Genomic DNA, 14172 nt, shown 5'->3' on the forward strand with positions numbered 1-14172 from the left:
AGGCTCAGAAGCTGGCGGTCACCCGCAACGTCGCCACCACCGCATCGCTTGCCGCAAGATCAGCGCCAGGACGGCGGATCCATTGCAGGTCGGGCTGGACTGCCAGCCACGGCGTCAGGCTGTCGGCATACGTCACCTCGAACGCCGTTTCGCCCGAGGCCGGGCGTCCGCCAGCGGCAGCGAAAGCATCGCGGAAGTGGTCGCTGGTCCAAGCGTGATGGACACCTACGGAAAACTCGCTGTCGAGCCGAGAGGCGATCGCAGGTGCCAGCAGCAGCCCCGTCTGAAACCCGCCGGTGAACGGCGTGGTGTGCGGATCGGACAGCCCTGCGCGCAGGAAAGCTGTCAATTGCCGCCCCTCGCCCGGCAGCAGATCGCCTTCGACCACGAAGTAGGCGCCTTGCGCGGGCTTGCGCAGAGGCGCGCCGTCCGGTGCGGTCTCGACGCTGTCCTCTGGATTGCGCGAATAGCGCCAGACGCCCGCCGATCCGCGCAAGCGGCCTTCGGACTTGCCCACTTCGGCGATCAGCAGCACGCCGTCCCTGAAGCTCATGTCGATCCCGCCGCTGTCGCCGATTGTGCTGGCGCGCGCATTGACGACAGCTGCCTGCACATAGCCTCCGCCATCTCCCAGCGACAGGCGCAACCTTGCGGCAAGCGCGCTGTAGGGAAAGATCGACGGTCCGTTCGGCCCGGTCGCCGCCAGTTCCGAGCCGATGCCGAAGGGCGGGGCCAGCAACACGCCTGCGGCATCGTTGGCATAGAATTCGCTGTTGAGGTCATAGAGCCCGATCAGCAGGCTCGCCCCTTTGCCCAGATCCTGCTCAACCCACGCCTCGAACAGGCGCAGGCCCGCGTCGGGCACCTCGATATTGTCGACCCCCTGCAAGGTCATGGCCGCGTCATTGGGCCGCGCGCCGCGGTTGTCGAGCACGTGGGCATAGGCTTTCGCCCCGTTCCATCCGATCAGCACTGCCAGGTCCGCCTCGGCTGTCAGGTCGATGTTGCTCAGCACGCGCAGCCTCGCATCGCCATCGCCTGCGACCACGCTGGCGATGTCGAGCGTCACCGCTCCGCCAAGGTCAATCGGTCGATCACCGGCACGCGCCGATGCGGGTGCCAGCGCCAGCGCCAGCGCCAGCGCAGCAAGGCCCGCGCGCATGGTCATGCCGCAGCCCGCAGCGCACGTTTGCGCACTGCGCCCGTCGCGGCAGGCAGGACGAACCGGCCCAGTTGCTGGACGACTTCGCCGATCGAGCCGACCGACGCGCGGCTGGCATTATCGACCTGTTCGGCCACGGCAGAATTGCTTTGCGTGATCTGTTCGATCTGCTTCGATGTCTGGTCGATCGAGCGCAAGGCGAGGTCCTGCTCACTCGCGCCTGCCTGAACGACTTCCATCATCGCATTGATCTCGTTCATCTGCTCGGTGATCTCCCGCAGGGTCGATCCGGCATCGCGAACCAGCCGCACGCCCTCACCCACCTCGCGCGAGGAATTGACGATCAGGTCCTTGATCTCGTGCGCGGCGTCGGCGCTGCGCAGGGCAAGCGCCCGCACTTCGCTGGCGACGACCGCAAATCCGCGTCCCTGTTCGCCCGCCCGCGCCGCCTCGACGCCCGCGTTGAGCGCAAGCAGGTTGGTCTGGAATGCGATCGCGTCGATCACGCTGACGATCTGGCCGATCTCCTGCGAGGCAACCTCGATCCGGTCCATCGCCGCTTCGGCGTCTTGGATCACGTCACCGCCGCGCGTAATCACCTGCCCGACGCTGTCGACCGCATGGCGTGCCGTGCTGACTGCCTGGGTCGAGCCCGCCACGCGCAGCGCCAGATTGGTGATCGCAGCGGTTGTCTCTTCGAGACTGGCAGCCTGACTGGCGTTCCGGTTGGACAGGTCACCGGCCGCGTTACCAATTTCCAGCGCCACCGCGTGAAGCCGCTCGGTCGATCCCTGAACGTTCGAAAGCGTGTTGCCCAGTGCGTGGAGCGCCGCATTGAAATCGGTGCGCAGCTTTTCGAACGGTCCCGCCAGCGGCTGATCGATCGTATAGGCAAGGTTGCCTGCGGCCAGCTCGCTCAGGCCCGACCCGATCGACGAAACGATCGAATGGGCCTGCGATGCGGTTTCCGCGCGCGCCTGCGCCAGATTGCCGCGCAGCACATCGAGCGAGCGAACTAGATCGCCCAGTTCGTCATGGCGCGCGCCACCCTCGATCGCGATCTCGAGGTTGCCATCGGCCATTCCCCGAACCGCGCTGGCTAGATCGACGATCGGCTTGACAAGATCCTTGCGACCGTACCGCGCGATCGTGGCCAGCGCCAAGAGGGTCAACAGCAGGCTGGCGAACGCCAGGTAGCGAGCCTCCATGGCGATCGCTTGTGCTTCCTGGGACGTCTTTCCAGCATGGGCCTGCAGCGCATCCGAGATCTGCCCCATTTCGGTTTCCAGTTGCAGGAACAACTTCTGGAACAGGCGCAACTGGGTGTCGTCCGGGATGACACCTGCGCGGGCTTGCTGCGCGATTGTCGTGGCGATGCCGACATAGGCCCTGAACGCCTTTTCGGCCTTGGTCCGTGCGGCCAGAACCTCCGGCGCGTCATCGACTTTGGCGGTCGGGGCCATGTTCGCCTGAAATTCGGCAAGGCGGTCGTCGAGTTCGCGGGCGGTCGCCTGTGCGTCGATTGCAGATGTCTGGCGCGACGCGACGATGCTGACCACTTCCCCGCGTATCGCGTCATGGCCCATATCGGCTTCCATGTGCTGTCGCAGGAGCGCTGTCGCCGCGGTTATGCGGTTCATCGCGCTTTCCTGCCGCGCCATGCCGATCGCGCTCAACGTTGTCGAAACAGTTGCAGCCGCAGCGAGCACCGCACAGCCGATCCAGACCTTCCGGATTATCGTTTGCTTTTTCAGCATCGATCAAGTTCCTTTGTCGTCCACAGAAAGCAAACAACCAAGGTGAACCGTGGCACAGCGTGAATAAAATCACGCGAGCGGAGGCTAGGTAGTAGCACCAAGCGGTATCCGCAGCGCAGGCTTGCCCTAGCTCCCTGATCAGGCCAAACCCTGCCAGCAATGCCGCCCGAGCTGACGATCGCGCCAGACGCCTACGCCACGATGGTGACCGCTGCAGCTGCGGCGCGTCCGCTCGAAGTTTGCGGACTGCTGTTGGGTACGGGCGCGCACATCGCAACCGCGCAAGTTACCGCCAACGTCGCTTGCAACCCGGACCGGCACTTCGAAATCGACCCGGCCGCTCTGATCGCGGCGCATCGCGCTGTGCGCGATGGCAGCGGCCCGCAGGTTGTGGGATACTTTCACTCACACCCCAACGGGCTGGCGCGCCCGTCTGTTACCGATGCCGAATCGGCCGCGCGCGACGGGCGGGTTTGGATAATCGTCGCCGGCGATACGACTACGTGTTGGTCCGATGGGCCGGGTGGCTTCGAACCACTTTCATACTGCGTAATGCAGGGCTAAGGCAGTCACCCGCACCACGAGCGACCTAATCAGGCAAAGGGACAATCTCCTCAACATGACCGTTTCCCCGATCGATCTTGCCAGCCTGCTCTGCTCGCGCCTGTGCCACGACCTGCTAAGCCCAGTGGGCGCGCTTTCCAATGGCCTCGAACTTCTCGCCGACGAGAAGGACCCCGAAATGCGCCAGCGCTGCTTCGAACTGCTCGAACAGAGCGCCAAGGCATCGGCAGACAAGCTCAAGTTCTTCCGCCTCGCCTTCGGTGCGGCTGGTGGCTTCGGCGAACAGATCGCGGTCGGCGAAGCGCGCGCGCTGGTCGATGCGCTGGCGGGCAGCAACGGCCGCGTCTCGGTCAACTGGATGTTCGGCGTCGATGCGCTGGGCAAACCAGCGGTCAAGACGCTGCTCAACCTTGCGTTGATCGGCCTCGACGCTCTGGTGCGCGGCGGCACGCTCGACATCGGCGCCGAAGTTCTCGACGGCTCGACCGAGATCGTCGTCCGCGCGGCCGGACAACGCATCGCCTTTGACCCAACGATCGGGCAGGCGCTCGAAGGCAAGCTGGCCTCGACCGAACTGTCCAGCCGAACCGCACCTGCCGCGATGGTCCAGCAGCTCGCCGCAGCTGTTGGCGGCAGCGTGCAGGTCCACGTCACGGCGGAAAGCCTCGTGCTCGGCGCGGTCCTCCCTTCCAACTGACCATGCGCCGCTGGCTCGTCCATCGCGAGGTCCCCTCGCCCAACTGGAACGAGCGCAAGCTGCCGATCACCATGGTCGTGCTGCACTATACGGGCATGGAAACCGCGCAGGCCGCGCTCGACCGGCTGTGCGATCCGGCGGCGGAAGTCTCGGCGCATTACATGATCGACGAGGACGGCACGGTCACCGGCCTTGTCGATGAAGACAAACGCGCGTGGCATGCCGGGCGTGGGAGCTGGCGCGGGATCACCGATGTCAATTCGGCCAGCATCGGCATCGAGCTGGTCAATCCGGGCCACGAATTCGGCTACCGCCCCTTCCCCGACGCGCAGATCGAGGCGCTGCTCCCGCTACTGGCCGACATCGTCAAGCGCCACAACATCCCGCGCGCCAACATTGTCGGACACTCGGACATCGCGCCCGCCCGCAAGGACGATCCAGGCGAACTGTTCCCGTGGGAAACGCTGGCGCGCCACCGCCTGTGCCTGCCCACACCCAAGCTCAAGATCCGGCTGCTGTTCGACAACGAGGGTGCGTTCTTCCTCGCGCTCGACCGCTTCGGATACGACATCACCGACCAGAAAGCCGCCGTGCGCGCGTTCCAGCGGCGCTGGCGTCCGCACAAGATCGATGGCGAGGTAGACGGACAGATCGGGGCATTGCTGTTCGAACTGCTGTTGGAACGCGATCTGGGCCATGCTAGGTGACCGCCGTGCCAGGGGGCCGGGCAGCCGCGTGATCGCAAGATCCCGAGGAAAGTCCGGGCTCCACGAAACAAGGGTGGCGGGTAACGCCCGCCGGGCTTGGGATTAACGTCCCCGGTCAAGGGAAAGTGCCACAGAGAGCAGACCGCCTCTCACGAGGTAAGGGTGAAAGGGTGCGGTAAGAGCGCACCGCGCGACCGGCAACGGAAGCGGCATGGCAAACCCCACCCGGAGCAAGATCGAATAGGGACTGCGCGCTTCGCAAGAGGCAGGCTTGTTTCGGGCCAGCAGTCCGGGTTGATTGCTTGAGCGTTCCGGCAACGGTCCGCCTAGAGGAATGGCTGCCAGTGCCGATACGGTCCACTCGTGGGATACCGTCGGCGCTACAGAACCCGGCTTACAGGCCCCCTGGCATATTGTTCGTTTCCACCACTTGCCCGACGCGCTAGGGGACGCAGATGTCCGGCGCGCATCACCATGACCACGATCATGCCCACGGGCACGGTCATTCCCACGCCCCTGCCAGCTTCGGCCGCGCCTTTGCGGTCGGCATCGCGCTCAATCTTGCCTTCGTGGTGGTAGAGGCGGTCTATGGTGTGATCGCCGGGTCGATGGCGCTGGTCGCAGACGCGGGCCACAACCTGTCGGACGTGTTGGGCCTAGTCATCGCCTGGATCGCCAGCATCCTCGCCGCACGCCCACCCTCGGCCCGGTACACTTACGGCCTCAAGTCCAGTTCGATCCTTGCCGCGCTGGGCAATGCGGCCTTCCTGCTGGTGGCGCTTGGCGCGATTCTGGTCGAGACGATCCGCCGCCTGATCGATCCGGAACCCGTTGCAGGCGGGCCGGTGATGATCGTGGCGACCATCGGCATCGTCATCAACACCGCCACCGCGCTGATGTTCATGCGTGGCCGCAAGCACGACATCAACATTCGCGGTGCCTATCTGCACATGGCGGCCGACGCAGCCGTATCGGCAGGCGTGGTCGTAGCAGGGCTGCTGATCACGCTGACCGGCGCGCAGTGGATCGATCCGGTCACGAGCCTTGCCATCGTTGGCATCATCGCAGTCGGGACTTGGGGCCTGCTCAAGGATTCGCTCAAGATGAGCATGCATGCCGTGCCGCCGGGCGTCGACGAGCGCCGCGTGCGCGCCTTCATTACCGGGCTGAGCGGCGTCGAGGCGGTGCACGATCTGCACATCTGGCCCATCAGCACGACCGAAACCGCACTGACCGCGCACCTCGTCATGCCCGGCGGTTATCCCGGCGATGGCTTCCTGCACAAACTCGCTCACGAACTCGAGCACGACTTCGGCATCTGTCACGCCACGGTGCAGGTCGAAACGCTGGCAGGGCACGATTGCGCGTTGTTGAGCGAACATACGGTCTGACCTGACCTTGCGGGCACTGTCCCCAAAGGACATGTCGGCATAGCGACCCGCCGAGCGCAGTTTCTTGTCGCAAGGGACGCGCTTCGGTTCAGACTTACCCCTTCGGCTCCGGGCATCCCTTCATCGTCCTGCCGTGATCCTTCCCTCCGGCCAGGATTCTCTTCGGCGCGCTGCTTCACGGCGGCGCGCCGTTTTTCCAGTTTGCTGCGGCATTTCAGGAACATGCCCTAAGGGCCATCTGTTTTACCGACGGATCCGCCCCACTTCTGGTCGCGGACGGGGCTGGCTTGGTTGCTTGTACAAGGCACCAGACCTTCTCAATTATCGAGCAAGGAAATACCCATGACCCGCAAGTTTATGATCGCCGCCGCGATGGCAACCGCTGCAATGGCCGCGCCAGTACTCACCGCTCCGGCCGCATCCGCCAAGACCGTTATGGTTGGCGGGGCTGCCATGCTGCCAAGCCGCAACATCGTCGAGAATGCCGTGAACTCGGCCGATCACACCACGCTGGTCGCCGCCGTCAAGGCAGCGGGCCTTGTCGATACGCTGAGCGGCCCGGGTCCATTCACGGTGTTCGCACCGACCAATGCGGCCTTCGCCAAGCTTCCCGCCGGCACCGTCGACACGCTGCTCCTGCCTGAGAACAAGCCCATGCTGACCAAGGTCCTGACATACCACGTCGTGCCCGGCAAGGTGACCGCCGCCAAGCTGATAGCGATGATCAAGAAGGGCAAGGGCTCGGCCAAGCTGACCACCGTTGCCGGTGGAACGCTGACCGCCTCGATGATGGGCAAGACCGTGATGCTCACCGACGAAAAGGGCGGCATGGCCCACGTGACGCAAGCTGACGTGATGCAGAAGAACGGCGTGATCCACGTGACCGACGCGGTTTCACTGCCGAACTGAGGTTAGCGAACCCACCCCAGCCTCTCCCGCCAGCGGGAGGGGGGACAGGGCTAACGAAAAGGGCGGGTGCTTTGCAGCGTCCGCCCTTTTTGTGTTGGAGTTCCGAAGCGGAATTAAGCCGCTTCTTCCTTGCCCTTGAGGACGCGGATCGGATCCTTGCGGCCTTCGACGACGTCCTTGTCGACGACGATTTCCGCGATGTCGGTCTCGGTCGGCACGTCGAACATGGTGTCGAGCAGCAGGCCTTCGACGATCGAGCGAAGCCCACGCGCACCGGTCTTGCGGGCGATGGCCTTCTTCGCAATGGCTTCCAAAGCATCGTCGGTAAAGGTCAGCGCGACGTCTTCGAGTTCGAACAGCTTGGCGTACTGCTTGATCAGCGCGTTCTTCGGTTCCTTGAGGATCTTGACCAACGCCTCGATGTCGAGGTCTTCCAAGGTCGCGATCACCGGCAGGCGTCCGACGAATTCGGGGATCAGACCGAACTTGAGAAGATCCTCAGGCTCAGCCTTCTGGAGGAGTTCGCCGATCTTGCGCTTTTCAGGATCCGCGACATGCGCGCCGAAACCGATCGAACGCTTCTGCAAGCGGTCCGAGATGATCTTGTCCAGCCCAGCGAACGCGCCGCCACAGATGAACAGGATGTTCGTGGTATCGACCTGCAGGAATTCCTGCTGCGGATGCTTGCGGCCACCCTGCGGCGGGACGGAGGCAGTGGTGCCCTCCATCAGCTTGAGCAGGGCCTGCTGCACGCCTTCACCCGACACATCGCGCGTGATCGAGGGGTTTTCGGCCTTGCGGCTGATCTTGTCGATCTCGTCGATGTAGACAATGCCGGCTTGAGCCTTCTCGACGTTGTAGTCGGATGCCTGAAGCAGCTTGAGAATGATGTTCTCGACGTCTTCGCCGACATAGCCCGCTTCGGTGAGCGTCGTGGCGTCGGCCATCGTGAACGGCACGTCGAACGTCTTGGCCAGCGTCTGCGCGAGCAGCGTCTTGCCCGAACCGGTCGGCCCGACGAGCAGAATGTTCGATTTCGAAAGTTCGACTTCGCCACCCTTGCCGCTGTGCTTCAACCGCTTGTAATGGTTGTGCACGGCGACAGACAGCACGCGCTTGGCGCGGTCCTGGCCGATCACGTAATCGTTCAAGGTCTCGAAGATATCCCGCGGGGTGGGTACGCCGCCGTCCTTCTTCCCGGCAATGCCGGCCTTGGTCTCTTCGCGGATGATGTCGTTGCACAGTTCGACGCATTCATCGCAGATGAACACGGTCGGCCCGGCAATGAGCTTGCGCACTTCGTGCTGCGACTTCCCGCAGAAGCTGCAGTACAGGGTGCTCTTGGTATCCGATCCGGAAAGCTTGGTCATTCGTCCATCCCAGGCGCCCCTCCACGAGGGGCCGGTCCGGTTATCCTACTACCGCAAGGGCATTAATCAACCGGACTCGAAAACAGGTAACATGTTCTTACTGCCCTGCGCCTTTCGCCAAGCTTAAAGCGCGCCGGACAGATCCGAAATTAAGTCGGCCCGAACTACGCCGGGGCGCCGCCCGAGCCTTCGCCTTCGCCCACTGCATCGGATGCAGGACGCGATTCGAAGACGCGATCGACGATGCCGAACTTCAGTGCTTCCTCGGCTTCAAGGAAGGTGTCGCGGTCCATCGCCCGTTCGATCTCGTCAAGCGAGCGGCCGGTAAACTTGACGTAGAGGTCGTTCATCCGGGCGCGGATGCGCAGGATTTCGCGCGCCTGGATCTCGATATCCGAGGCCATGCCGCGTGCGCCGCCCGAAGGCTGGTGAACCATGATCCGCGCGTTGGGCAGCGCAATGCGCATGCCCGGCTCACCGGCGGCAAGCAGGAAGCTGCCCATCGACGCGGCCTGGCCGATGCACACGGTCGACACGCGCGGGCGGATGTACTGCATCGTGTCGTAGATCGCGAGACCCGCCGTGACGACGCCGCCCGGCGAGTTGATGTACATCGAGATGTCCTTCGACGGGTTTTCCGATTCGAGGAACAGCAACTGCGCGATGATCACCGAGGCCATGTGGTCCTCGACTTCGCCGGTGACGAAGATGATGCGTTCGCGCAGCAAGCGCGAATAGATGTCGAAGCTGCGTTCGCCACGGCTCGATTGCTCGACCACAACCGGGATCAGAGCGCCGGTAACAGGATCGTGGGTAAACTTGCCCTGGGCTCCGTAAACACTGGCGCTGGAAGCGCCGAACAGGTCGAGCATGGGAATCCTCATCTGGTTAGGCCTGCTATGTCGCGTGCCACGGCAAGATGTTCAAGGGCGTTAACCGCAAATCCGCGTAAACCCGTGGATGGTGTGCTTTTGCGCGTGGATTGGGCATGCACAAAGGTGTTGCTGCGGCACAGGCACGCTTGCACTCAAGCCTGCAGCACAGCACCGTTGCGCCAGAACACGATCCATGAGGTTTCCATGAAGCTGCCAGCTTTCGCCGTGGCGTCCATCGCAAGCCTGCTGGCGCTACCCGCGCAGGCGCAGGGCGTGAGCGATTACCTCGCGCGGATCGCAGCGATCGACGACAGCGGGCCGATGCTCAACGCGGTGCTGGCGATCAATCCCGATGCCGCAAAGGACGAAGCGGCGGCGCGTACGATCGCCGGGCCGCTTTCGGGCAAGGTCATGCTGATCAAGGACAATATCGAAATGGCAGGCCCGCTGGCGACGACCGCCGGGAGCCTTGCGCTGAAAGACAGTGTCACGGGTCGCGATGCGCCGCTTGTGGCGCGGCTGCGCAAAGCGGGCGTGGTGATTCTGGGTAAGACCAACTTGTCCGAATGGGCCAATATCCGCTCATCATCGTCATCGAGCGGGTGGAGCGCGGTCGGCGGACAGACGAAGAATCCCCACGCACTCGACCGCAGCCCGTGCGGCTCGTCCTCGGGCAGCGGTGCGGCAATCGCGGCGGGGCTGGCGTGGGCGGCGATCGGGACGGAGACGGACGGATCGATTACCTGTCCGGCCTCGGTCAGCGGCATCGTCGGGTTCAAGCCGACCGTCGGCATGGTCAGCCGCACCCATGTCGTGCCGATCAGCCACAGCCAAGACACGGCAGGCCCGATGACGCGCAGCGTGGCCGACGCGGCACTCGTGATGAATGCGCTGGCGGGCAGCGATTCAGCCGATTCGGCAACGGCCGAGGCTGACAGTCGCAAGACCGACTTCACCGCAGGGCTCGCCACCGCCGGCATCAAGGGCATTCGGCTGGGTGTGATGCGCAAGCAGGCGGGAAATCATCCCGTACTGCTGGCCCTGTTCGACAAGGCGCTGACCGACCTCAAGGCGGCGGGTGCCGAGCTGGTCGAGATCGACTTCGAGCCCTCACCCGACATGGGCCGCGACGAATTCGCGGTGCTGCTGTACGAGCTGCGCGAGGACATGGGGGCCTACTTGCGCTCGCTACCGAACAAGACCGGGCCCAAGAGGCTTGCCGACCTTATCGCGTTCAACAAGGCGAACGCGGAAGAATTGCGCTGGTTCGGGCAGGACGTCTTCGAGCAGGCGGAAGCTGCGACCGACACGGTGGCTTACGAAAAGGCACGTGCCAATTCGCTGCGGCTCGCAGGTGCGGAGGGCATCGACAAGCTGCTGGCCGACAACCGTGTCACCCTGCTGATCGCGCCGACCGAAGGCCCGGCATGGCCGATAGACCTCGTGCTCGGTGATCACTTCGTGGGCGTCGGCGCGGGCAGCCTTGCCGCTATTGCCGGATACCCGCACCTGACCGTGCCGATGGGCGCGGTCGAGGGCCTGCCGATCGGACTGTCGTTCATGGGGGCCAAATGGGACGACGCGCGCGTGTTGAACGTAGGTGCAGCCTACGAACGCGCGCGGACCGTGGCGGTCCCGGTGCCCAGCCTGAAGCGCTGGGGCGAATGAGCGGGTAGGGCGGTTAGTCCGCCCTTGCGACTTCCCGAAGAGCTTCCAGTGCTTCAACTTGTGATTGCATGGCACGAAGACGCGCGTTGGCACGAGCGACCTGCACGCGCGCTTTGGCCCTGTGACGCGGCTGGCCCCAGCGCAGCAGCCTGCGCCCGGCATCGCGCAGCCAATAGCCGATCACGTCGAGCAGCGCAGTGCTGCGATGCTGCGCGACGGCGTGGGAACGAGGGATGGGGGTTACCCCGGCCGCGAGGGTTGGTGCGGCGGCCGGGGCGGGGGTTGGCGGGACGGCTATAACTGCCGCCTCCACCGGGGTTGCTTGCATGGCGAGTGCGCGATCGAGCAGGTCTGCGGTGATCATCGGTGCTGTGGCTTCCTGCTTGTCGTGCGTAATCATCGCGACCTGGCGCGTGCGTTTTTGCTTGCCCGACGCAGAGCGGTGTTTGCGGGCGGCGCTCTTGCGCGCTTTGCGAGCTTTGCGCGGGCCCGAAGGCTTGCGCGCGGGCTTGGCGGGTAGCGTGATCAGGGCGCTCTCGACTCTAGCGGGCGCGGGCCAGGGCACGGTGGCGATCACGGCGCCGCGCGGCGGGGGCACGATCAGGCCAGCGGGAAAAGCGGGCGGATGGCCAGACTTGAGCATGAACGCCGGTTCGCGGCGCTTGCGATTAACTGCGGGCTTGGCCTTCCCCATCGGGCGCGGCTTGGATGCAACTCGATTGCGTACCGTGTGCATGGCAGTTCCTCGGACGAGGGTTCTTGCATGCAGATTCTGACACAGTGCGACTCGCTGCGAAGCCCCAACCTGATCGAGTTTGGAGCAGTCCCGGTATTTTCCCAGAAATTAGGCGTTCATACGGCGCGCGGCTACGTAGTTTGGAGGCCCAAAACGGCAGCGACCCGGCACGCCGAAGCGTACCGGGTCGTCCGATATCCCGCCCCGTCGGGCAGGATCAATCCGAAATGGTTCAGCCCTCGGCCTTCTTCTTCGGCGCGGCCTTCTTCTTGGGCGCAGGCGCTTCCTCAGCGGCAGCCTCGGGCGCAGCTTCAGCGGCAGGCGCTTCGTCAGCTGCAGCGGCCTTCTTCTTCGGAGCAGCCTTCTTGGGCTTTTCCTCAGTTGCGGTTTCTGACGCAGCTTCGGCGACGGGCGCCTCGTCAGCTACGGAAGCGTCTTCCTTGGCAGCCTTCTTCTTGGGCGCAGCCTTCTTGGCAGGCTTGGTTTCAGCAGCGCCTTCCTCGGCTTCGATCGCGGCCTGAAGTTCGTCCTTGGTCACTTCGCGTTCCGAAACTTCGGCCTTGTCGAACAGGAAGTCGACGACCTTGTCTTCATAGAGCGGCGCGCGCAGCTGGGCGGCAGCAAGCGGTTCATTGCGGATGTACTCGACGAAGCGCTGGCGATCCTGTTCACGGTACTGCTGCGCCGCTTGGCGGATCAGCATTTCCATTTCCTGGTTCGAAACCTGCACGCCGTTGGCTTGGCCGATTTCCGACAGGAGCAGGCCGAGACGCACACGGCGCTCGGCGATCTTGCGGTAGTCGTCCTTCTCGGCTTCGATTTCCTTCAGCGCGTCCTCGGGGTTTTCCTCCCCTTGCGCTTCCTGCTGGAGCTGCTGCCAGATCTGCTCGAACTCGGCTTCGACCATCGAAGGCGGAACGGGGAAATCGTGACCGGCGGCCAGCTGGTCGAGCAGCGCGCGCTTCATCTGGGTGCGGGTCAGGCCGGCCGTTTCCTGCTCGAGCTGGCCGCGCAGCAGGCCGCGCAGCTGTTCGATGCTTTCGAGGCCGAGCATCTTGGCGAATTCGTCATTGGCCTCGAACTCACCGGCAACCTTCACCGCCTTGACGGTGATGTCGAAGGTGGCTTCCTTGCCCTTGAGGTTTTCAGCCTGGTAATCGGCCGGGAAGGTCACGGTGATGACCTTTTCGTCACCAGCCTTGACGCCGACGAGCTGCTCTTCAAAGCCCGGGATGAAGCGACCAGCGCCGAGTTCCAGCGGAGTGTCTTCAGCCGCGCCGCCTTCGAAGGCCACGCCGTCAACCTTGCCCAGGAAATCGATGATCAGCTGATCGCCGTCCTTGGCAACCGCGCCTTCTTCGGCGTCGGTGAACGACTTCTGGCCCTGCGCGATGCGACCGATAGCTTCGTCCACTTCGGAATCGGTGACGGGTACGGTCAGCTTCTCGAGCTTCAGCCCATCGAGCGCAGGCGCTTCGATCGTCGGCAGCACTTCGAGCTCGACGGTCAGTTCGGCATCCTTGCCTTCGTCATAGCCATCGGTCAGCGCGACGGCGGGCTGCATCGCAGGGCGCAGCTTGTTGTCGATGACCAGCTTGTCCATCGCTTCGCGGATCGAAGTCTGCAACGCTTCCTGATGGATCTGCGCGCCGTGCATCTTGCGCACGAGGTTGGCGGGCACCTTGCCGGGGCGGAAGCCGGGCATCTTCACCTGCGGCGCGATCTTCTTGACCTCGCCATCGACCCGAGCGGCGATATCGGCCGCGGGGATGGTGACGGTATAGGCGCGCTTCAGGCCTTCGTTGCTGGTTTCGACGATCTGCATCCTGATCCAACTTTCTCGTAAGTCATTTTACGCCGCGCGGGCGCTGCAAAAGCTGATTCGGACGCCGGCGCGCGGTCTGGTGCGGGCGAAGGGACTCGAACCCCCACATCTTGCGATGGCAGGACCTAAACCTGCTGCGTCTACCAGTTCCGCCACGCCCGCATCCGGTGAAAAGCGAGCGGTGCCCCTATCGCAGCCGCCGGGAAAGGGCAAGCACCTTGGATTTGGCGCGTGCCAGCGCGCGTCGGAACGGGCATGAACGGGGCGCGTTTAGGCAACAAGCACGTATTTTGAGGAGCCCCCAATGGCCACGAACCCCGAAATCCCGCAGCCCGACCGAATCGAGCCACAGTCGCCACCGGAATCGCCGGAAGTGATCGAGCCCAACGAAGTTCCGCCTGTAATCCAGCCTGACGAGACGCCGGTGGTGGAGCCCGACACTGTGCAGCCTGACAGCCCGCCCGAAATCATGCCGCCGCCGGATTGATTGTTGTTATCCCGCGTAGCGTGA

At 64.1% G+C, this 14172-nt stretch carries 13 protein-coding genes, 1 tRNA gene and 1 other RNA gene; 8 read left to right on the forward strand and 7 right to left on the reverse strand.

The annotated features are described in order from the left end of the window. Positions 1–4: 4 nt before the first annotated feature. Positions 5–1168, reverse strand: coding sequence for a carbohydrate porin (locus GGQ88_RS04460; protein WP_183611855.1), 1164 nt, complete (start codon positions 1166–1168; stop codon positions 5–7). After that, complete coding sequence (locus GGQ88_RS04465) at positions 1165–2919, reverse strand: methyl-accepting chemotaxis protein (protein ID WP_183611856.1); 1755 nt, start codon at positions 2917–2919, stop codon at positions 1165–1167. Before GGQ88_RS04465 ends, GGQ88_RS04460 begins: the two co-directional genes overlap by 4 nt. Before the next feature lie 159 nt (positions 2920–3078). On the opposite strand from GGQ88_RS04465, the gene GGQ88_RS04470 reads away from it, so the two are divergent. From GGQ88_RS04470 to GGQ88_RS04495, 6 genes are all read left to right on the forward strand, one after another. Then, positions 3079–3483: a M67 family metallopeptidase gene (locus tag GGQ88_RS04470; RefSeq protein WP_183611857.1), complete on the forward strand. Its 405-nt coding sequence runs from the start codon at positions 3079–3081 to the stop codon at positions 3481–3483. Positions 3484–3538: 55 nt separating this feature from the next. Next, a complete protein-coding gene (locus GGQ88_RS04475; RefSeq protein ID WP_183611858.1) occupies positions 3539–4180 on the forward strand; it encodes a histidine phosphotransferase family protein in 642 nt (213 codons plus the stop codon). A gap of 2 nt (positions 4181–4182) precedes the next feature. Next, positions 4183–4887 (forward strand): N-acetylmuramoyl-L-alanine amidase, encoded by a 705-nt coding sequence (locus GGQ88_RS04480; RefSeq protein ID WP_183611859.1) that lies wholly within the window; start codon positions 4183–4185, stop codon positions 4885–4887. Between the two features lie 8 nt (positions 4888–4895). Next, positions 4896–5300: RNase P RNA component class A (gene rnpB / locus GGQ88_RS04485), an RNA gene on the forward strand. Positions 5301–5342: 42 nt separating this feature from the next. Continuing rightward, the gene (locus GGQ88_RS04490; protein WP_183611860.1) at positions 5343–6278 is read left to right on the forward strand and encodes a cation diffusion facilitator family transporter; all 936 of its coding nucleotides are present in this window, start codon (positions 5343–5345) and stop codon (positions 6276–6278) included. A gap of 342 nt (positions 6279–6620) precedes the next feature. Then, on the forward strand, positions 6621–7187 hold the full coding sequence (locus GGQ88_RS04495; protein ID WP_183611861.1) for a fasciclin domain-containing protein: 567 nt from the start codon (positions 6621–6623) through the stop codon (positions 7185–7187). A gap of 113 nt (positions 7188–7300) precedes the next feature. On the opposite strand, the gene clpX is transcribed toward GGQ88_RS04495, so the two are convergent. Both clpX and clpP read right to left on the reverse strand, forming a co-directional pair. Then, positions 7301–8557, reverse strand: coding sequence for an ATP-dependent Clp protease ATP-binding subunit ClpX (gene clpX, locus GGQ88_RS04500; protein ID WP_183611862.1), 1257 nt, complete (start codon positions 8555–8557; stop codon positions 7301–7303). Between the two features lie 164 nt (positions 8558–8721). Then, positions 8722–9429 carry an ATP-dependent Clp endopeptidase proteolytic subunit ClpP gene (clpP, locus tag GGQ88_RS04505; protein ID WP_246385527.1) on the reverse strand — a complete coding sequence of 236 codons (708 nt, stop codon included), beginning with the start codon at positions 9427–9429 and terminating at the stop codon, positions 8722–8724. 27 nt (positions 9430–9456) lie between these two features. Between clpP and GGQ88_RS04510 the strand changes: the two genes are divergently transcribed. After that, the gene (locus tag GGQ88_RS04510; RefSeq protein ID WP_183611863.1) at positions 9457–11100 is read left to right on the forward strand and encodes an amidase; all 1644 of its coding nucleotides are present in this window, start codon (positions 9457–9459) and stop codon (positions 11098–11100) included. A 13-nt stretch (positions 11101–11113) separates the two neighbouring features. On the opposite strand, the gene GGQ88_RS04515 is transcribed toward GGQ88_RS04510, so the two are convergent. The 3 genes from GGQ88_RS04515 to GGQ88_RS04525 form a co-directional block, all read right to left on the reverse strand. Next, complete coding sequence (locus GGQ88_RS04515; RefSeq protein ID WP_183611864.1) at positions 11114–11836, reverse strand: hypothetical protein; 723 nt, start codon at positions 11834–11836, stop codon at positions 11114–11116. Positions 11837–12068: 232 nt separating this feature from the next. Continuing rightward, entirely contained in the window at positions 12069–13661 is a 1593-nt protein-coding gene (gene tig, locus GGQ88_RS04520) for a trigger factor (protein WP_183611865.1), read from the reverse strand. A gap of 77 nt (positions 13662–13738) precedes the next feature. Then, positions 13739–13823, reverse strand: a tRNA-Leu gene (locus GGQ88_RS04525). 142 nt (positions 13824–13965) lie between these two features. On the opposite strand from GGQ88_RS04525, the gene GGQ88_RS04530 reads away from it, so the two are divergent. Beyond that, positions 13966–14148, forward strand: a complete 183-nt coding sequence (locus GGQ88_RS04530; RefSeq protein WP_183611866.1) for a hypothetical protein — start codon at positions 13966–13968, stop codon at positions 14146–14148. Positions 14149–14172: the final 24 nt, after the last annotated feature.

The sequence above is a fragment of the Novosphingobium hassiacum genome (assembly GCF_014196055.1).
In the GTDB taxonomy this organism is placed as follows: Bacteria; Pseudomonadota; Alphaproteobacteria; order Sphingomonadales; family Sphingomonadaceae; genus Novosphingobium; species Novosphingobium hassiacum.